The sequence below is a fragment of the Polaromonas sp. CG_9.5 genome (assembly GCF_035984465.1).
In the GTDB taxonomy this organism is placed as follows: Bacteria; Pseudomonadota; Gammaproteobacteria; order Burkholderiales; family Burkholderiaceae_C; genus Polaromonas.
The window spans coordinates 25,866-42,609 of the sequence record NZ_JAXCHR010000004.1; the positions used below are offsets into that span (position 1 = coordinate 25,866).

Sequence of the window (16,744 nt, forward strand, 5' to 3'; positions counted from 1 at the left end):
CGCTTCGCAGCCTTTTTATTCGCCAGCCGGCCGGGCAGGTGCCGGCATGAAGGCCGCACCGCTCAAGGTGGCCATCGTCGGCTCGGGCATTTCCGGCCTGGCAGCGGCGCACGCCTTGCAAGGCCAGGCCGACATCACGCTTTTTGAAGCGGGCGACTATTTCGGCGGCCACACCCACACCGTAGACATCACGCTGCCCGGCCCGAAAGGCCCGCTGACGCATGGCGTGGACACGGGTTTTTTGGTGTTCAACGAACGCACTTATCCGCAACTGATTGCGCTGTTTGCCGAACTGGGCGTTGAAACCGCCAAGTCGGACATGTCGTTTTCCGTCAAGGTGCCTGCGGCGTCCGGCAGCCGGGCGCTGGAGTGGAGCGGCTCCAGCCTGAACACTGTGTTTGCCCAGCGCGGCAATCTGGTCAACTGGAAATTTTTGCGCATGCTGCGCGACATCACCCGCTTCAACCGCATTGCCACCGCGCTGGCCGAGTCGGGCGAAGCGCTGGTGATGCTGCAGCCGCTGGATGATTTTTTGCGCAGCCACCAGTTTTCAGATGAATTTCGTGACTGGTATTTCTTGCCGATGATGGGCTGCATCTGGTCGTGCCCGACTGACCAGATGCTGCAGTTTCCGGTCGCTACCATGATCCGGTTTTGCCACAACCACGGCTTGATTCAGGTGACCGACCGGCCGCAGTGGTGGACGGTCAAGGGCGGCGCGCGCCACTATGTCGACAAGATCGTGGCCGGCATTGCCGACAAGCGCCTGAACACGCCGGTGCGGCACATTGAGCGCGATGCCGGGGCGGTACGCGGCGGTGTTCGCATCATGACGCACAACGCCATTGAGCAGTTCGACAAGGTCGTGTTGGCGACGCATTCCGACCAGTCGCTGGCGCTGCTGCCTGCGGCCAGCCCGGCCGAGCGCGCGGTGCTGGGCGCCATTCGCTACCAGGCCAATCGCGCCGTGCTGCACACCGATGCGTCGGTGCTGCCGCAAAAAAAGCTCGCCTGGGCCGCCTGGAACTACGAACGCGCCGCGCAAAGCCGCCGCGAAACGTCCAGCGTCTGCCTGCATTACTTGCTCAACAAGCTGCAGCCGCTGCCCTTTTCGCAGCCCGTGGTGGTGTCGCTGAATCCGGTGCGGGCGATTGCGCGTAGTCACATCATGGGTGAATACGACTACATGCATCCGGTGTTTGACCTGCCAGCGATTGCGGCGCAACAGGCACTGCCTGATTTGCAGGGCCAGCAGCACAGCTACTTTTGCGGTGCCTGGGCCGGCTATGGCTTTCATGAAGACGGCCTGAAGTCAGGGCTGCAGGCGGCCCGGCTGCTGCTGGCGCAACACGCTCAGGAGACGCCATGAAAGTCTCTCTTTCGCCGGTTCAGCCGCTGATCGGCTTCGGCCAGGTCATGCACAAGCGCCTGCGCCCGACCGCCAACGCCTTCAACTATCCGACCTATTTCCTCATGTTGCCGATGCGCAGCCTGCACCGGGACGGCAGCGGCGCACTGGCGCACAACCGGCGCAGCGCCTTGAGTTTTTTTGACCGCGACCACGGCGACGGCGGCGACAACGCCGTGACGTGGCTGGACGCCCTGCTGCGGCGCGAAGGCGTGGAAGACGCGGGCGGCGAACTGTGGCTGCACACCTATCCGCGCGTGCTGGGCTACACCTTCAAGCCGGTCAGCTTCTGGTATTGCCACCGGCTGGACGGCAGCCTGCGCGCCATCGTGGTCGAGGTGAACAACACCTTTGGCGAGCGCCACTGCTACTTGCTGGACGAGCCGGACTATGGCCGCGAACTGCGCGCCGACAAGGTGTTTCATGTCTCGCCGTTTTGCACGCTGGCCGGCGGCTACCGCTTTCGGTTCCTGCGCAGCGATCAGGGCGGCGTTCAAAAAACCGTCGCCCGCATCGACTACCACGACAGCCCGGACGAGCAAACCAGCGCGCTGCTGCAAACCAGCGTCAGCGGCACGCTGGAGCCGGTCACAGCGGCCAGCCTGCGCCGCGCCTTGTGGCGCTACCCGGCCATGACGCTGGGCGTGATGGCGCGCATTCACTGGCAAGCCTTCAAGATTTGGCGCAAACACGTGCCTTTCATCCGCAAACCCGAGCTTCCCAAAAACACTGTGACGCGATGACCACCTTCAGCCCCCCTTCCCTTTCCACCGCCCCGCCCATTCCCCGCGACGCCCCCGGCGCTGCGCGCACCGCGCTGAAAATGCTGCGGCGGCTGAAACACGGCACGCTGACGCTGCAATTGCCCGACGGCTCGCTGCAGCGTTTCGGCTCGGGCCACGCGCCGATGGCCAGTCTGCACCTGCACAACTGGAAACCGTGCAGCGCCGCACTGCGTTCGGGCGACATCGGTTTTGCCGAAAGCTACATTGCCGGCGACTGGACTACGCCGCACCTGACCGATTTGCTGGAACTGCTCATCATCAACCGCAAGGAAGTCGAAAGCGCGATTTACGGCAGCTGGCTGGGGCGTCTGGCGTACCGCGTCAAGCACCTGCTCAACCGCAACACCAAGGCCAACAGCCAGAAAAACATCCACGCCCATTACGACCTGGGCAATGCGTTTTACGCGCTGTGGCTGGACGGAACGATGAACTACTCGTCGGCCCTGTTCGAGTCGCCCGAGGGCACCATGCGCGAAGGCCAGCACGCCAAGGTGCGCCGCGCCCTGACCCAGGCGCAGGTCAAGCCGGGCGACCGCGTGCTCGAAATCGGCTGCGGCTGGGGCGCACTGGCCGAAATGACGACCTGCGAATTTGGTGCTTCCGTGGTCGGCGTAACGCTCAGCACCGAGCAGCTCGAATGGGCCAAGCAGCGAATGGCGCGGCTTAGCGTGTCCGACAAAGCCGACTTGCGTTTACAAGACTACCGCGACATCGGCAAAACCACGCCCGACGCGCCGTTTGATGCGATTTGCTCGATTGAAATGGTTGAAGCGGTGGGCCGCGAATACTGGCCAGAATATTTCCAGACCGTCGCCCGCCTGCTCAAGCCCGGCGGCCATGCCTGCATCCAGAGCATCGTAATTGCCGACGAACTGTTTGAGCGCTACATCGGCTCGACCGACTTCATCCAGCAATACGTCTTTCCGGGCGGTTGCCTGCCGTGTCCGCGTGAATTTCGGGCGCAAGCCGAGGCCGCAGGCTTCGAGGTGGTCGATGAATTTTCATTCGGCCTGGACTATGCGCGCACGCTGCGCCTCTGGCGCGATGCGTTTCTGGCGCAAGAGGCGCGCGTGCTGGAGCTGGGTTTTGACAAGCGCTTCATCCGCATCTGGGAGTTTTACCTGTGCTACTGCGAAGCCGCTTTCTCGCAGGCCAACACCAGCGTCATGCAGTTCACGCTGCGCAAGCGCTGATTTCCGCCATGACCCCCCGACTGCGGCAATGGGTCTGTCTGGCGGGCTTCCTGTGCGCCGCCGGCACCGCGCTGGCGCAAACGGCAGCCCCGGCGGCTGAAGCCACCGCGACGCCAGACGCCCAAGCCGAAATTCTGCAAGCCCTGCCGCAGGCCAGGCTTATCGGCACGTCAGGGCTGACGGTCTGGGGCTTTCAGGTCTATGACGCGCGCCTGTGGGCACCGGCCAGCTTTGCCGCAGGCCGCTACGCCACGTCACCGCTGGCGCTGGAACTGCGCTACCTGCGCGACTTCAAGGCGCTGGACATTGCCGAGCGCTCGCTGCAGGAAATGCGCCGCAGCCAGCCCATCAGCAACGCCCAGGCCGCCTTGTGGAAGGCCGACATGCTGCGGGTGATTCCCGATGTGGCCAAGGGCGCACGCATTCTGGGCATCTATCGGCCCGGACGCGGCGCGGACTTCTGGGTCAACGGCAAGGCCAGCGGCGAAATCCGCGATGCCGAATTTGCTCGGCTGTTTTTCGGCATCTGGCTGTCGCCCAACACGTCCGAGCCGCAAATGCGCGCCGCCTTGCTGGCAGGGGCCGGTGAATGACACCAGCCGCACCGCCGGCTGCCGATGCGGACGTGTTTTCACCCCGCAACGGGCTGGCTTACGGCTTGCTCGGGCTGCCGCTGGCGTTTGTGGCGCTGCCGCTGTACGTCATCTTGCCAAACCACTACGCGCGCGCATTCGGCATGCCGCTGGCCCTGCTGGGCGCGATTTTGCTCGGTGCCCGGCTGTTTGATGCGCTGATCGACCCGCTGCTGGGCCGGCTGAGCGACCGGTTGTTTGCGCAATCCACCCGTTCCGTGCTGCGACTGGGCGCAGTTGCCGCGCTGGCGCTGGCGCTGGGGTTTGCGCTGCTGTTTTTTCCGCCGCAAAGCGTACAGGATGCGCCCGGCGCGCTGGCATTCTGGGCCGGCGCGTGCCTGATGCTGACCTACGCCGCCTACAGCGCGCTCAGCGTGTCGCACCAGTCGTGGGGCGCGATGCTGGGTGGCAATGAGGCGCAGCGCAGCCGCATCGTCGCCTGGCGCGAAGGACTTGGCCTGATTGGTGTGGTCTTGGCATCAATTACGCCGGTAGCGCTTGGCCTGCCTGCGACGACAGCTCTTTTTTTCATAGCGCTTTTGACCGGCTGGCTGGCTTGGTGCCGCGCGCCTGAGCCGCCGGTGCGGCGCACCGATGCGCCTGCCGTTCGCGGCGCACTCTGGCTGCCGCTTCAGTCCCGCGCTTTTCGCCGCCTGCTGGCGGTGTTCATGCTCAACGGCATTGCCAGCGCGGTGCCGGCTACGCTGGTGCTGTTTTTCATTCAGGACCGGCTGCAAGCGCCGCAAAGTATGGAGCCGCTGTTTCTGGGCAGCTATTTTCTGGCGGCGGCGCTGTCGATTCCGCTCTGGCTGGCGCTGGTCAAGCGGCTTGGGCTGGCGCGCACCTGGCTGGTCGGCATGGCGCTGGCAGTTGCGGTGTTTGCCTGGGCGGCGCAGGTTGATGCCGGGCAAATGCTGGCCTTTGCCGTGGTCTGCGCGCTGTCGGGCGTGGCGCTGGGCACCGACTTGGCGTTGCCGGGCGCGCTGCTGGCCGGCTTGATTCAGGCCAACGGCCACTCCGGCCAATCCGAAGGCGCTTATTTTGGCTGGTGGAATTTCGCCACCAAGCTCAATCTGGCGCTGGCCGCCGGGCTGGCGCTGCCGCTGCTCGGCCTGTTTGGCTATGCGCCGGGCAGCCGCGACGCACAAGCGCTTAATGCACTGGTGGTGGCGTACTGCGTGCTGCCTTGCCTGCTCAAACTGCTGGCAGCTGCCAGCGCCTGGTTTTTTCTTGTTCAACCGTCTCAAAAGGCCACGCCATGACCGCACTTTCTTCGCACCGCCGGCTTTTCAGATTTGCTTTTGCTACCCTGCCGGCGCTGATGCTGTCGGCGGCGCTGGTCACGGGTTGCGCCGGCCCGCAAGTCACCGACTACGCCGCCGGGCAGCCGGTGCTGGACATGCGCCAGTATTTCAACGGCACGCTTGACGCCTACGGCCTGTTCACCGACCGATCGGGCAAGGTCGTCAAGCGCTTCACCGTGGTGATGAATTGCAGCTGGAGCGGCCCACCCGGCGCGGAAACCGGCGTGCTCGATGAAAATTTCACCTATTCCGACGGTACCCAAGACCGCCGCGTCTGGACGCTCAAGCGCCAGCTTGACGGGCGCTACACCGGCACCGCCGGCGATGTGGTGGGCGAAGCCGCTGGCCAGGAAAAAGGCAATGCGTTTCGCTGGGGCTACACCCTGAAACTGCCGGTCGATGGACGCATCATTGAGGTGCAGTTTGACGACTGGATGTATTTGATGAACGACAAGGTGATGCTGAACAAGGCGAAGATGAGCAAGTTCGGTTTTGGGCTGGGCGAGGTCACGCTGTCGTTCGTTAAACGTTAAAAATGCATCAAACAGGCCGCTTGTGCAGGCAGGACGTGCGCAAGCAGCTATCAAATTCATAACAACCAGAAAACCCGCACCATGGCATTTAATCCCCCGCTGGCCGGCTGGCACGGCAAAACCGTCTGGCTGATTGGCGCGTCCAGCGGCATTGGCCAGGCCACCGCCCATGCGCTGCATGCGCAGGGCGCGCGGGTGTTTGTGTCAGCGCGCAATGCCGAAACCCTGGCTGCGTTTGTGCAAAGCCATCCGGGCGCGGTGGCGCTGGCGCTGGACGCGACAGACCGCGCGGCGGTTCATGCAGCAGCGCAAACCGTCTTGGCCAGCGGGCCGCTGGCGCTGGCAATGTACTGCGCGGGCTATTACAAAGCCCAGCGCGCCACCGGGTTTGATCTGGACGAGATGCTGCGGCACAACCAGGTCAACTACTGCGGCGCGCTGTATCTGCTCGATGCCGTGCTGCCCGCCCTGCTGGCCCAAAAATCCGGCCACCTCAGTTTTATCAGCAGCGTAGCGGGCTACACCGGCCTGCCCCAGAGCCTGGCCTACGGGCCGACCAAGGCGGCGCTCATCAACCTGACTGAGACGCTGTACCTGGACTTGAAAGACAGCAGCATTGGCGTGAGCCTGGTCTGTCCGGGATTTGTCGAAACACCGCTGACGGCGCAAAACGAGTTCAGCATGCCGGCGCTGATCACGCCCGCGCAGGCGGCGGATAAAATTTTGCAGGGCTGGCGCAAGGGCGCGTTTGAAATCCATTTCCCCAAGCGCTTTACCCGCTGGATGAAAATCTTGCGCCTGCTGCCCTATGGCGCACGTTTTGCGGCGGTGCGCAAAATCACGTCCCTTTGAAAGCGACTGGCATGCCTTCTTATGAAACCACAGCGCCCGTGCCGCCCCTGCGCGAAGCGGCGGCGCGGGTGGTTGAATTTTTTGAAACTCTCAGTCCCGCCAGCCTGGCGCAACTGGGCGCGCTGTACACGCCGCAAGCGTATTTCAAAGACCCGTTCAATGAAGTCAGCACGCTGGCCGAGATCCGGCAAATTTTCAGCCACATGTATGAAACGCTGGAGCAGCCGCATTTTGTCGTGACCGGCTGCATCGTTGATGGCGCGCAGTGTTTTTTGACTTGGGAATTCAAATTCCGCTTCAAAAGTTACGCCCGGCAGACCGACCAAACCGTGCGCGGCGGCTCGCACCTGAAGTTCAACGCTCAGGGGCGGGTGGAATTTCACCGCGACTACTGGGATGCGGCAGAAGAGTTGTATGAAAAGCTGCCCGTGGTGGGCGGCCTGATGCGCTGGCTCAAGCAGCACGCGCGCCAGTAAGCGCGGGGGCTGTGCGGCTCAGGGCGCCCGGGTGTCGATAAAGCTGGGGCGCAATTTCAGCTTTTCCTGCAACTTGGCCAGCTTGGGGTAGTGGTTGTGCCAGTCAATTTCGGGGAAACGGAAATCCAGATAGTCCAGCGCGCAGCCGACTGCCACGTCGGACAGGCTGAAATGCACGCCGCTGCAATGCGCCTTGTCGCCCAGGCCCTTGTTCATGGCCTGCAGGGCGTTGTCAATCTTGCTCATTTGCCGCGCCATCCAGGCGTCGCAGCGCTGCTCGGCGCTGCGGCCTGACCAGGTGGCTTCCATCCGGGCCAGCAGCGCAGCGTCCAGCACGCCATCGGCCAGCGCTTCCCAGGTCTTGACTTCGGCGCGCTCGCGGCCTTGCTGGGGAATCAGCTTGCCCACCGGCGACAGCGTGTCCAGGTATTCCACAATCACGCGCGAATCAAAAATCGCCTCGCCCGCTTCCATGATCAGGCACGGCACCTTGCCCAGCGGGTTGGACAGGCTGATGGCGGTGGTTGCCGCCCAGACATCTTCCAGCACAAAGCGGTAATCGAGCTTTTTCTCGGCCATGACGATGCGCACCTTGCGGACATAGGGGCTGGTGGCGGAGCCGATGAGTTTCATCATGTGCTGTGTTCTTGTCGTGCCGTGGGGAAAACAGCATTCTATCGAGTCAGGGCGCGCGCTCAATCACAGCAGCGCGGGGCCGTCAGATCCTGCGGCGACGCAGACTGGCCGGTCGTTTCACGCGTGCCCCCTACAATCGCCGCCATGAGCTTTTCACCCATTAACGCACTGTCGCCGCTGGACGGCCGATACGTCGCCAAACTTGCTACCTTACGCCCCCTGATGTCCGAGCAAGGCTATATGCACCGCCGGGTTCAGGTGGAAATTGCCTGGTTCATTGCGCTGTCAGACGCCAAATTTGCCGAATTCAAACCCTTGAGCCCCGGTGCGCGCACCTATTTGCTCGGCCTGGTGAAGAACTTCAGCGAAGCCGACGCACTGGCCATCAAGGCGATTGAAAAAACCACCAACCATGACGTGAAAGCCGTCGAATACTGGATCAAGTCCAGGTTCGAGGCCCGGCCCGAGTTGCAGGTCGCCAGCGAGTTCGTGCACTTTGCCTGCACCAGCGAGGACATCAACAACACCAGCCAGGCGCTGCAACTCAAAAGCAGCCGCGAACTGGTGTTGCTTCCGGCGCTCGACAAAATCATCGACAAGCTGCGCCAGATGGCCCATGCGCATGCCGACGTGCCGATGCTCAGCCGCACCCACGGCCAGACCGCCAGCCCGACCACCGTCGGCAAGGAACTGGCCAATGTCGTCGTGCGACTGGTCAAGACGCGCGAGACCATCGCGGGCATCAAGCTGATGGCCAAGATGAACGGCGCAGTGGGCAACTACAACGCCCACCTGGCTGCCTGGCCCGATTTTGACTGGGAAGCCTTCAGCCGCCACGTCATTGAAACGCCCGAACCGCTGGGCTTGGGCCTGACGTTTCAGCCCTACAGCATCCAGATCGAGCCGCACGACTACATGGCCGAGCTGTTTGACGCGGTGGCGCGCACCAACACGATTTTGATCGACCTGGCACGCGACATCTGGGGTTATGTCAGCGTCGGCTACTTCAAGCAGCGCCTGAAAGAAGGCGAAATCGGCTCGTCAACCATGCCGCACAAGGTCAACCCGATTGACTTTGAAAACGCCGAGGGCAACCTGGGCCTGGCCAACGCCATGCTGCGCCACATGAGCGACAAGCTGCCCATCAGCCGCTGGCAGCGCGACCTGACCGACTCGACCGTGCTGCGCAACATGGGCGTGGCGCTGGGTTACGCCGTGCTGGCCTACAACTCGCTGTGCATCGGCCTGAACAAGCTCGAACTCAACGAAGAAAACCTGGCCGACGACTTGAATGGCGCCTGGGAAGTGCTGGCCGAGCCGATCCAGACCGTGATGCGCCGTTACGGCGTGCAGGGCGCCTATGAAAAGCTCAAGGAAGTCACGCGCGGCAAGACCGTCAAACCCGAAGACCTGCACGGCCTGATCCGCTCGCTGGACATTCCGGACGCTGAAAAAGAGCGCTTGCTGCTGCTGACGCCCGGCAGCTATGTCGGCATGGCGGCTGAGCTGGCGCGGCGGGTCTGAAAACAAAGCCCCCACGCTTGTCGCTTCGCGTACTGCGCTGCCCCCCGAGGGGGCCGCTGCGCCTGCGGTCTGGCAAAGCCAGTCCCGCGGCCCTGACTGGTGGAGATATGCCCCCACGCTTGTCGCTTCGCGTACTGCGCTGCCCCCCGAGGGGGCGCTGCGCCTGCGGTCTGGCAAAGCCAGTCCCGCGGCCCTGACTGGCAAACCTGCCTATTTAACGTTCGCTGCTTTGGATAATGCGCTGTGCAGGGGCTGAACTTCGCTTGGACTGACCCGGCGCTGCGCCTAGGCCGGCGCTACCGGCATGGGCGCGCCACAGCGCCAGCATTGCTCAAAGCCGCCTTCCACCGTTTCACCGCAGGCGCACAGCCAGCGCCGCTGCGGCATGTTCTGCAACGCATCCAGCAAGGCGCGTGCGCCGGTTTCTTCTTCGTTGTTGGTGAGCCAGATTTCGGGCAGGCATTGGTCAGGCGGCAGTTCGCCGGCGATACCGCTCAGAAAATAGCGCTGCATGCTGGCGGAATAGCCGGCTTGCTGCAAGGCGTCCAGCCACAGCGCGGCAATGGCAATATTGGGGGCATGGGTCAGGCGAAGCATGCGGGCAGTGTAGCCCGACTGGCGAAAAATCACTACAAAATTGATAGCTGCTTGCGACCTATGGCTATGCACACAAGCCTTGTTTGGCTTAAAAAATGCTTGCCAAGCCGGGCCGGCTAGCCTTTTTTCTCCAGCGCCCGGTCCGAATAGCGGCCAAAGCGCCAGGCCGTGGCTTGCTGGGTGATGCGGTGCCAGGTGTGGCGTTTTTCGACCGGGCTCATCGCCAGCCAGTGCTGCACTTCGCTGAAGGTTCGTCCGCAGCCCTTGCACAGTTCGTCGCCCTGGCTGGTCGAGCAGATGGCAATGCAGGGCGTGTCGGCGGTGGTGTCGTACCAGGCCAGCCAGGCGGCCAGCGCCTGCGCCGAAAAAGTCGTTTCGTCAGCTGTATCTTCATGGTGGAAAACCATCAGCGCATAGACCTCGGCCAATGCGCGCACTTCGCCCGTCAGGGTGATGCCGTCGGACACAGCGGCTTTGCCGCGCCAGTAGTTGATGGCGGCTTCAATGTCGATCAGGTGGATGCCGGGCATGAAAAGGAAAAATACAGGAATGCAAAAAACGTCACAGCTCGGTGAAAGCGGAACTGCAGGACAGGGCTGCTGATTATCAGCCCGACCCTCGCAAACCCCCGACGCCACAAAAATGACCGAAGGCATGGGCGGACAAAGCTCCTGTGACAAAGCCTGCTTAAAGCGTGTTCAAGACCTGCTCAAAACCCGCCCAAAGACCTCAAAATTTTCAGGAAATGGCCTTGTCATGTCCAATACCCGTTCCGAAGGGGAGTAACTCCCTGAATTTGCTGCAGTTTTTCTGGAATGAAAAATGCGGTCGATTCGCTTCAGTAAGTCGTCAATACGAGGCTCACGCCTCCGGCTTGCTGGACCGGCAGCCCCGCTGCCTGTCGAGCCAGACCTTCGATTGAAACCAGCCTATTGATCCGGCCCTCTGAAGTCTGAACAAAAATTGACTAATTCGCTTGAGACCAAGGCCGAAAAACTTATGACTTTAATGGGCCGGAGCAATAGGTTCAGTCGGAGCGTTCGCGGCATTTGAAAAATTCCTGCGCAATCCGTTTTGTCCGACTGGTTTCAGCCCTGCGGAAATCCGTCCCGGCGGATGTCCACCCCTTTGATACCTGATTGATGGAAGCTTGCGCAATGGAATTATTTTCAACCCCCTGGTGGTCGGCTCTGATGGCCATCATCCTGATTGACCTGGTGCTGGCCGGCGACAACGCCATCGTGATTGCGCTGGCGGCGCGCAACCTGCCGCCCCATCTGCAGAAAAAAGCCATTGTCTGGGGCGCTGCCGGTGCGATTGCCGTTCGCTCCGTCATGACGGTGGGCGTCGTCTGGCTGCTGCAAATCCCCGGCCTGATGCTGGTGGGCGGACTGGGCCTGCTGTGGGTGGCTTACCAGCTGCTTTCGTCGCAGGAGGGCAAGGAGCACGACGGCCCGGTGGCCAGCACTTTCTGGGGCGCCATGAAAACCATCGTGATTGCCGATGCGCTGATGGGCATTGACAACGTGCTGGGCGTGGCCGGTGCGGCGAACGGCTCATTTGCCCTGGTCATCATCGGCCTGCTGGTGAGCATTCCAATCGTTGTGTATGGCAGCACCATGGTGCTCAAACTGGTGGAGCGCTTCCCCGCCATCATCAAGCTCGGCGCTGCCGTGCTGGCCTTTACCGCCGCAAAAATGATTGTGGGCGAGCGTTGGCTCGACCCGATTTATGGCGGCCCGGACAGCCTGCCGTCGGCGCAGACCCTGCACAGTGCCGCCGCCTGGGCAACTTACGCGCTGGCGATTGCCGGCGTGCTGGGTGCGGGCTGGTGGGCCAACCGGCGCGCCCAGGCGGCACGCACGGCACCTGCTGCACATTGAACGCCGTTTGACGCAGCCGTTCAACCCCGGTTTTGAAGGGCGCGGTGGTATTCTCGCGCCATGAAACTCCTCCTCAAATGGCTGCTCAGCGCCACCGCCCTGCTGGCGGTGGCTTACCTTTATTCAGGCGTCACGGTGACCAGCTTTACCGGCGCGCTGATTGCGGCGGCGGTGCTGGGTGCGCTGAACATGGTGGTGCGGCCGATTCTGGTGATGCTGACGCTGCCGGTCACGCTGGTGACGCTGGGGCTGTTCCTGTTTGTCGTCAACGCGCTGATGTTCTGGGCCGCCGCCGGGCTGGTCAGCGGGCTGAACGTCAGCGGCTTCGGCGCGGCCTTGCTGGGTTCGCTGATCTACTCGGTGCTGCAGCTAGCGATCGATTTTGTCCTGGAGCGCCTGTTCCTTAACGATTGACTCGACCTGCCGGGTGCGGGTGTCGATGATCGACGCTTCCACATAATCAGCACTGCCCGGACTGCTGCGCATCAGCCCCTGCGCCGCCTTCAGCCGGTCCAGCGCCGCGCCATAGTCCAGCTGCGCAAAGCGGCTTTCAGCATCCGCCCGAATCGCCCTGACCTGCTGGTTTTGCTGGCCGTAAGCCGTGGCCAGCAGTTGCCAGGCCATCGCATCGCGGGGATGCTCGGCCACCCAGGTCTGCAGCGCCTGCGCCACATCTGACGCCCGGTTCGCCGTCATCAACGACTTCGCATTCATCAACAATTCGGCGCGCGATGCCGACTTGCTGATGCCGGTGGTGGCCGCAGAAGCCGGAATCTTGCTGTCCAGCAAATCAACTTCAATGCTTAGTAACTCGACCACTTTGCTGGCGCGCGCCATGCCGGCAGTCAGCGGCTTGAGCCGGCCCAGCAGAAGTCGCGCCGCCGGAAAATCACGCAATTGGGCGGCTGCAAAAGCGCCGCCATACAGCACACCGGCATCATCGATATTGGCGGCAGAAGGCGGTGACTCCAGCGCGGACACGGGCACCGTCTTGCGCTGGGCTTGGGCCAACTGGGTGCGCAGCACGTCCACGCCGGGCACGGCCAGAATGCGGGCACGCTCTGCCATCATGGCGTGCAGCAGTTGCGCCTGGCCCTCCAGAACCTGTTTTTGCGCTGACGGCTTGGATGCGGTTGACGACACCAGCTGCACCCGGGCCTGCGCCTCGGCAATCCGCTGGGTCGTCAGCGGGTGCGAGCGCAAATAGGGAAAAGAGCCGTTGTCGTTAAGCCGGTTGGCCTGCTGCAGTTTTTCAAACATGTCTGACACGCCACGGCTGGCATAACCGGCATCGTTCATCACGCCAAAGCCGATGCGGTCGGCTTCACGCTCCATGTCGCGCGAAAAGTCGAGCTGCCCTTGCGCCGCCACCGCCTGCCCGCCGACGATGGCGGCCATGCCCGCGTTTGAATTCTTGCTGGCGACCAGCGCGCCCAACACCATCGCGGCCAGCATCCACGGCGCCTGTTTCGTCTGCTGCGTGAGCAGGCGGGAAATATGGCGCTGCGTGACATGGCTCAGCTCGTGCGCCAGCACAGCGGCCATTTGATCAGGGCTGGTGACCGCACTGATCAGCCCCAGATGCACACCAAAATAGCCGCCCGGCAAGGCAAAGGCATTGATGCTGCGGTCGCGGATCAAAAACACGTCCCAGGCAAACCGCTCGTCCAGCTCCGCCGACAACTCGCCCCGCGCGCGGGCAGCGGCCATCAGCGGCTGCCAGATGCTTTGCAAGTAATCCACCAGCACCGGGTCATCGACATAGTCCGGGTCGCGGTAAAGGCTGACGGCGATGCGGTCGCCAATGCGACGTTCCGCCGCCGCCGAAAGCTCGGAATTGTCGCCCAGCGAAGGCAGCGCACCCGAGCCCCGGCTGGCAGCAGCCGCCGTGGTTTGCGCCAGCGCAAAAGGAGACGCCGCCATGCAAAGCGCCGCCGCCAGCGCCAGCGGGCGCGCAGCCTGGCGCGCTGCGGACGAGGCGGTTTTAATTCGGAGCAAGGGAGACAAAAGCAATCTCTTTCAGGGTGTGGGTGGGCGCACAAACAAGCTCTTATGATGACGCATCGCTGTAAAGGTTCTGTATCACCATGACGTCTTCTTCTTCACCCCTCACGCATTTTGACAGCCAGGGCCAGGCCCACATGGTCGATGTCGCGGCCAAGCCGGCCACGCACCGCATCGCCATTGCGCAAGGCCGAATCGCCATGAAACCCGCCACGCTGGCCTTGATTCTGGCCGGCAACGCCAAAAAAGGCGACGTGCTGGGCATTGCCCGCATCGCCGGCATCATGGCGGCCAAAAAGACCAGCGACCTGATTCCGCTGTGCCACCCGCTGGCGCTGACCCGCGTCGCTATTGAATTTATAGCTTCTCCCGCAGATGAGGCGGGCACTACAGCCCTGAATGATGATGAAACCGGCAATATCAGCTGCACCGCCACAGTCGAAACCGTCGGCCCGACCGGCGTCGAGATGGAAGCGCTGCTAGCGGTCAACATCGCCCTGCTGACGATTTACGACATGTGCAAGGCCGCCGACCGGGGCATGACGATCACCGACGTGAAACTGCTGGAAAAGCATGGCGGCAAGTCGGGCAGCTTCGTGGCTGGAGCGTCTTGAAAAGGTTTCACCGACTCAAACCATCCGCTGCCTAAACCAGACGGCCAGCTGCTGCTCATCCAGCGTTCCGCTTGCAACGGCTTGCATGGTGTGGATGGCGTCGATTTCGGAAAATGACAGCTGAATATCGTTGTCTGCCAAAAATACGCGGGCGACCACCCAAGCCGTGCGTTTGTTGCCATCGCTGAACCCATGATGGCGCGCCAGACCGTAAGCATAGGCAGCGGCAAGCTGCGCAGCATCGGGCGGTGGCTGGCCATAGGTGTGCAACTGCTCAGGCCGCGACAAGGCTGACTCAACCAAGTTTTGGTCACGCAAGCCGGCCAGCCCGCCATGGCGCGCCAGCTGCATATCATGAACCGCGTAAACCAGATCGCGCCTGACCCAGCGCCAGCGCGTCATTGCGCCAACACCTTCAGAATTTCGCGGTCGTCATGCATGATCTTTTCCGCCAGTGCCATCTGGCGCTGAAAGTCGGGGTTGTAAGGCGTGATACGCAAGGCACCGTCAGGCGCTTCAGTCAGATAAAGCGTGTCGCCCTTTTGAACCCCCAGCCTGGCCTTGGCCTCTTTGTTGAGGATGAACCCTTCGGACGCGCCCACCGTGGTCACCTTGAATGTCAGCATATCAACTCCTTTATATAATAAAAATTATATACTTCTGGCAGTAAAGCGCTCATTCTTGCCTGGAGTTTGCTGCCTTGTTAAGTCCGATACAGGCAGGCCTGAAAAGCCCAATTGTTCAGCTGGCGTTGCTGGTGACCCAGCGCGCATGCTCTGCCGGAAAGGCCGCCCGGTAGCGCACCAGATAGAACAAAGCCTCATCATCCTGGCCCAGCATGACGGCGCTTTCGATCAGCTGTTCAATCACGCGCGGCTCGGGCGAATAGTGCAACAGTTCGAGCGCCATTGCATGCACACTGGCGGCATTTTCAGGCGAGAGCGGGGTCATGACCAGCTCGGCAAAAAGCGCCTGGGCGTGAAAAAACCAGCTGCCGCGTGTTTTTTCTAGCGTGTCGTCGCGCATGGCCGCGCTGCGCTCTGCGGGCGACAGGTAAATCTGGCTGACGCGGTGGTAGCTGACCGCCACACTCGCCAAAATCACTATCATAGTGATAGCTACCAGCGCACGTCCATATTGCGCCAGTGGCTTTTTTTGCTTGATATTTGTCTGAAATCCTTTGCTGACCGCCTCGCTGCCCAACCCGGAACACAGCAGCGCGACCGCCAGCCCGGCCGCAATCTGGAATGGCCCGTACCACAGCGGATATTCGAGCAGGCTGTGCAGCCCGATAACCGCCAGCACCCCCCAGGCCATTTGCCGCACCGGATCGGTTTCACGCCACGGCTGGCCGCGCCACACGAGCCAGACCAAGCCCCCGCAAATCGCCAAGGCCGCCGGAATACCCAGTTCCACCGCCAAATGCAGCGGCAGGTTGTGCGCGTTGTCCAAAATTTCGCAAAAGCGCGGCCCTTGGTACAGGGTGATGAAGTGCGCATAGTCCAGCTCGCCCCAGCCCCAACCCGTCCACGGCTTTTGGGCGATCAACGTCAGCACGTTGGCCCACAATATTTTGCGGCTGCCGCAGCCCGTCTCTTCAGCCAGCCGGCCCAACAGGCCACCACTTTGCTGTCCGCTGGTCAGCGCCAGCAGCCAGGGCAGCGCGACCACCGCCAGGCCATAAACCAGCAAGGCCTGCAAGGCAAACACCCCCAAGCGCCGCCGACCCGGCAGAAACCACCCCGCAGCCAGCAAGGCAATCAACCCCCATTGCAGCAAGCCGGTGCGCGAGCTGCTGGCGGCATTGCCCAGCGCCAGCAGCACGGCGAACCCATAAGCCCACCACGGCAGCAGCCAGCCCGAGGGTTGTGAGGATTCTTCAAAATTTTCCCGCAGCGCCAGCCAGGCCAGCAGCGCGACCAGGCCGATGCTGGTCAGCGTGGCGAACTGGTTGCGCTGGCGCAGGTTGGCATACGCCTCGCCGGCCTGCGGCTGGTTGATCCAGGGGCTCAGGTCGGGTGCCAGGCCGAAATACTGGATAAGCCCGATCAGCGCGCTGATGGCAGCCGCCAACACCCAGCCCACCGCCACCCATTCGGGATTGAGCCGCCGCCGGAATAGCCACAGAAAAACTGCACAAAGCGCCGACAGCAGCCACGGCCAGACATTGGACGTGGGCCCGGCGGTGTACGGGGTGAGCCAAGGCAAAACGAGGAATACGGCCAAGATGCAATTCCGCAGATACTGATGGTTCAAAATTGCCAGCAAATTAGGAACAGGATTGGCATTGAGTAAAGGCTGGA

Annotated in this window: 19 protein-coding genes; 12 read left to right on the plus strand and 7 right to left on the minus strand. The window is 62.4% G+C overall.

Going from position 1 to position 16,744, the window contains the following annotated elements; genetic code table 11:
- Positions 1 to 46: 46 nt before the first annotated feature.
- The 8 genes from RCH06_RS04140 to RCH06_RS04175 all read left to right on the plus strand — a co-directional run bounded on the left by RCH06_RS04140 (position 47) and on the right by RCH06_RS04175 (position 7,183).
- Positions 47 to 1,369 carry an NAD(P)/FAD-dependent oxidoreductase gene (locus RCH06_RS04140; RefSeq protein ID WP_327080172.1) on the plus strand — a complete coding sequence of 441 codons (1,323 nt, stop codon included), beginning with the start codon at positions 47 to 49 and terminating at the stop codon, positions 1,367 to 1,369.
- Positions 1,366 to 2,151: a DUF1365 domain-containing protein gene (locus RCH06_RS04145; protein WP_327080173.1), complete on the plus strand. Its 786-nt coding sequence runs from the start codon at positions 1,366 to 1,368 to the stop codon at positions 2,149 to 2,151. The genes RCH06_RS04140 and RCH06_RS04145 overlap by 4 nt, the downstream gene beginning before the upstream one ends.
- On the plus strand, positions 2,148 to 3,386 hold the full coding sequence (locus tag RCH06_RS04150) for a cyclopropane-fatty-acyl-phospholipid synthase family protein (RefSeq protein WP_327080174.1): 1,239 nt from the start codon (positions 2,148 to 2,150) through the stop codon (positions 3,384 to 3,386). The genes RCH06_RS04145 and RCH06_RS04150 overlap by 4 nt, the downstream gene beginning before the upstream one ends.
- An 8-nt stretch (positions 3,387 to 3,394) precedes the next feature.
- The gene (locus tag RCH06_RS04155; RefSeq protein ID WP_327080175.1) at positions 3,395 to 3,979 is read left to right on the plus strand and encodes a chalcone isomerase family protein; all 585 of its coding nucleotides are present in this window, start codon (positions 3,395 to 3,397) and stop codon (positions 3,977 to 3,979) included.
- A complete protein-coding gene (locus RCH06_RS04160) occupies positions 3,976 to 5,280 on the plus strand; it encodes an MFS transporter (RefSeq protein ID WP_327080176.1) in 1,305 nt (434 codons plus the stop codon). Before RCH06_RS04155 ends, RCH06_RS04160 begins: the two co-directional genes overlap by 4 nt.
- Positions 5,277 to 5,855: a DUF3833 domain-containing protein gene (locus RCH06_RS04165; RefSeq protein WP_442799591.1), complete on the plus strand. Its 579-nt coding sequence runs from the start codon at positions 5,277 to 5,279 to the stop codon at positions 5,853 to 5,855. The genes RCH06_RS04160 and RCH06_RS04165 overlap by 4 nt, the downstream gene beginning before the upstream one ends.
- A gap of 81 nt (positions 5,856 to 5,936) precedes the next feature.
- Positions 5,937 to 6,707, plus strand: a complete 771-nt coding sequence (locus RCH06_RS04170) for an SDR family NAD(P)-dependent oxidoreductase (RefSeq protein ID WP_327080177.1) — start codon at positions 5,937 to 5,939, stop codon at positions 6,705 to 6,707.
- 11 nt (positions 6,708 to 6,718) lie between these two features.
- Positions 6,719 to 7,183: a nuclear transport factor 2 family protein gene (locus RCH06_RS04175; RefSeq protein ID WP_327080178.1), complete on the plus strand. Its 465-nt coding sequence runs from the start codon at positions 6,719 to 6,721 to the stop codon at positions 7,181 to 7,183.
- An 18-nt stretch (positions 7,184 to 7,201) separates the two neighbouring features.
- Here the strand turns inward: RCH06_RS04175 and RCH06_RS04180 are convergent, their stop codons facing one another.
- Entirely contained in the window at positions 7,202 to 7,816 is a 615-nt protein-coding gene (locus tag RCH06_RS04180; protein ID WP_327080348.1) for a glutathione S-transferase N-terminal domain-containing protein, read from the minus strand.
- A gap of 147 nt (positions 7,817 to 7,963) precedes the next feature.
- Between RCH06_RS04180 and purB the strand changes: the two genes are divergently transcribed.
- A complete protein-coding gene (gene purB, locus RCH06_RS04185; RefSeq protein ID WP_327080179.1) occupies positions 7,964 to 9,343 on the plus strand; it encodes an adenylosuccinate lyase in 1,380 nt (459 codons plus the stop codon).
- 285 nt (positions 9,344 to 9,628) lie between these two features.
- On the opposite strand, the gene RCH06_RS04190 is transcribed toward purB, so the two are convergent.
- On the minus strand, positions 9,629 to 9,940 hold the full coding sequence (locus RCH06_RS04190; RefSeq protein ID WP_327080180.1) for a DUF2007 domain-containing protein: 312 nt from the start codon (positions 9,938 to 9,940) through the stop codon (positions 9,629 to 9,631).
- 116 nt (positions 9,941 to 10,056) lie between these two features.
- Positions 10,057 to 10,470 carry a DUF3717 domain-containing protein gene (locus tag RCH06_RS04195; RefSeq protein WP_327080181.1) on the minus strand — a complete coding sequence of 138 codons (414 nt, stop codon included), beginning with the start codon at positions 10,468 to 10,470 and terminating at the stop codon, positions 10,057 to 10,059.
- 627 nt (positions 10,471 to 11,097) lie between these two features.
- On the opposite strand from RCH06_RS04195, the gene RCH06_RS04200 reads away from it, so the two are divergent.
- Both RCH06_RS04200 and RCH06_RS04205 read left to right on the plus strand, forming a co-directional pair.
- Entirely contained in the window at positions 11,098 to 11,823 is a 726-nt protein-coding gene (locus RCH06_RS04200; protein ID WP_327080182.1) for a TerC family protein, read from the plus strand.
- 60 nt (positions 11,824 to 11,883) lie between these two features.
- The gene (locus RCH06_RS04205) at positions 11,884 to 12,237 is read left to right on the plus strand and encodes a phage holin family protein (protein WP_327080183.1); all 354 of its coding nucleotides are present in this window, start codon (positions 11,884 to 11,886) and stop codon (positions 12,235 to 12,237) included.
- Here RCH06_RS04205 and RCH06_RS04210 read toward each other — a convergent pair.
- Complete coding sequence (locus tag RCH06_RS04210; RefSeq protein WP_442799598.1) at positions 12,193 to 13,746, minus strand: M48 family metalloprotease; 1,554 nt, start codon at positions 13,744 to 13,746, stop codon at positions 12,193 to 12,195. The genes RCH06_RS04205 and RCH06_RS04210 overlap by 45 nt on opposite strands.
- 164 nt (positions 13,747 to 13,910) lie before the next feature.
- Here RCH06_RS04210 and moaC point away from each other — a divergent pair, with 164 nt between their 5' ends.
- The gene (gene moaC / locus RCH06_RS04215; protein WP_327080185.1) at positions 13,911 to 14,441 is read left to right on the plus strand and encodes a cyclic pyranopterin monophosphate synthase MoaC; all 531 of its coding nucleotides are present in this window, start codon (positions 13,911 to 13,913) and stop codon (positions 14,439 to 14,441) included.
- A gap of 15 nt (positions 14,442 to 14,456) precedes the next feature.
- Here the strand turns inward: moaC and RCH06_RS04220 are convergent, their stop codons facing one another.
- The 3 genes from RCH06_RS04220 to RCH06_RS04230 form a co-directional block, all read right to left on the minus strand.
- A complete protein-coding gene (locus RCH06_RS04220; RefSeq protein ID WP_327080186.1) occupies positions 14,457 to 14,843 on the minus strand; it encodes a type II toxin-antitoxin system death-on-curing family toxin in 387 nt (128 codons plus the stop codon).
- Entirely contained in the window at positions 14,840 to 15,067 is a 228-nt protein-coding gene (locus RCH06_RS04225; protein ID WP_327080187.1) for a transcriptional regulator, read from the minus strand. The genes RCH06_RS04220 and RCH06_RS04225 overlap by 4 nt, the downstream gene beginning before the upstream one ends.
- Before the next feature lie 115 nt (positions 15,068 to 15,182).
- Positions 15,183 to 16,667 (minus strand): PglL family O-oligosaccharyltransferase, encoded by a 1,485-nt coding sequence (locus RCH06_RS04230; protein ID WP_327080188.1) that lies wholly within the window; start codon positions 16,665 to 16,667, stop codon positions 15,183 to 15,185.
- Positions 16,668 to 16,744: the final 77 nt, after the last annotated feature.

Excerpts from the sequence above, each read along its gene's own strand:
- RCH06_RS04225 (WP_327080187.1), bottom strand. The coding sequence starts at position 15,067 with ATGCTGACATTCAAGGTGACCACGGTGGGCGCGTCCGAAGGGTTCATC.
- moaC (WP_327080185.1), top strand. The coding sequence starts at position 13,911 with ATGACGTCTTCTTCTTCACCCCTCACGCATTTTGACAGCCAGGGCCAG.
- RCH06_RS04200 (WP_327080182.1), top strand. The coding sequence starts at position 11,098 with ATGGAATTATTTTCAACCCCCTGGTGGTCGGCTCTGATGGCCATCATC.
- RCH06_RS04170 (WP_327080177.1), top strand. The coding sequence starts at position 5,937 with ATGGCATTTAATCCCCCGCTGGCCGGCTGGCACGGCAAAACCGTCTGG.
- RCH06_RS04180 (WP_327080348.1), bottom strand. The coding sequence starts at position 7,816 with ATGAAACTCATCGGCTCCGCCACCAGCCCCTATGTCCGCAAGGTGCGC.
- RCH06_RS04210 (WP_442799598.1), bottom strand. The coding sequence starts at position 13,746 with ATGGCGGCGTCTCCTTTTGCGCTGGCGCAAACCACGGCGGCTGCTGCC.
- RCH06_RS04205 (WP_327080183.1), top strand. The coding sequence starts at position 11,884 with ATGAAACTCCTCCTCAAATGGCTGCTCAGCGCCACCGCCCTGCTGGCG.
- RCH06_RS04165 (WP_442799591.1), top strand. The coding sequence starts at position 5,277 with ATGACCGCACTTTCTTCGCACCGCCGGCTTTTCAGATTTGCTTTTGCT.
- RCH06_RS04150 (WP_327080174.1), top strand. The coding sequence starts at position 2,148 with ATGACCACCTTCAGCCCCCCTTCCCTTTCCACCGCCCCGCCCATTCCC.
- RCH06_RS04145 (WP_327080173.1), top strand. The coding sequence starts at position 1,366 with ATGAAAGTCTCTCTTTCGCCGGTTCAGCCGCTGATCGGCTTCGGCCAG.
- RCH06_RS04155 (WP_327080175.1), top strand. The coding sequence starts at position 3,395 with ATGACCCCCCGACTGCGGCAATGGGTCTGTCTGGCGGGCTTCCTGTGC.
- RCH06_RS04190 (WP_327080180.1), bottom strand. The coding sequence starts at position 9,940 with ATGCTTCGCCTGACCCATGCCCCCAATATTGCCATTGCCGCGCTGTGG.
- RCH06_RS04220 (WP_327080186.1), bottom strand. The coding sequence starts at position 14,843 with ATGACGCGCTGGCGCTGGGTCAGGCGCGATCTGGTTTACGCGGTTCAT.
- RCH06_RS04140 (WP_327080172.1), top strand. The coding sequence starts at position 47 with ATGAAGGCCGCACCGCTCAAGGTGGCCATCGTCGGCTCGGGCATTTCC.
- RCH06_RS04175 (WP_327080178.1), top strand. The coding sequence starts at position 6,719 with ATGCCTTCTTATGAAACCACAGCGCCCGTGCCGCCCCTGCGCGAAGCG.
- RCH06_RS04160 (WP_327080176.1), top strand. The coding sequence starts at position 3,976 with ATGACACCAGCCGCACCGCCGGCTGCCGATGCGGACGTGTTTTCACCC.
- RCH06_RS04195 (WP_327080181.1), bottom strand. The coding sequence starts at position 10,470 with ATGCCCGGCATCCACCTGATCGACATTGAAGCCGCCATCAACTACTGG.
- purB (WP_327080179.1), top strand. The coding sequence starts at position 7,964 with ATGAGCTTTTCACCCATTAACGCACTGTCGCCGCTGGACGGCCGATAC.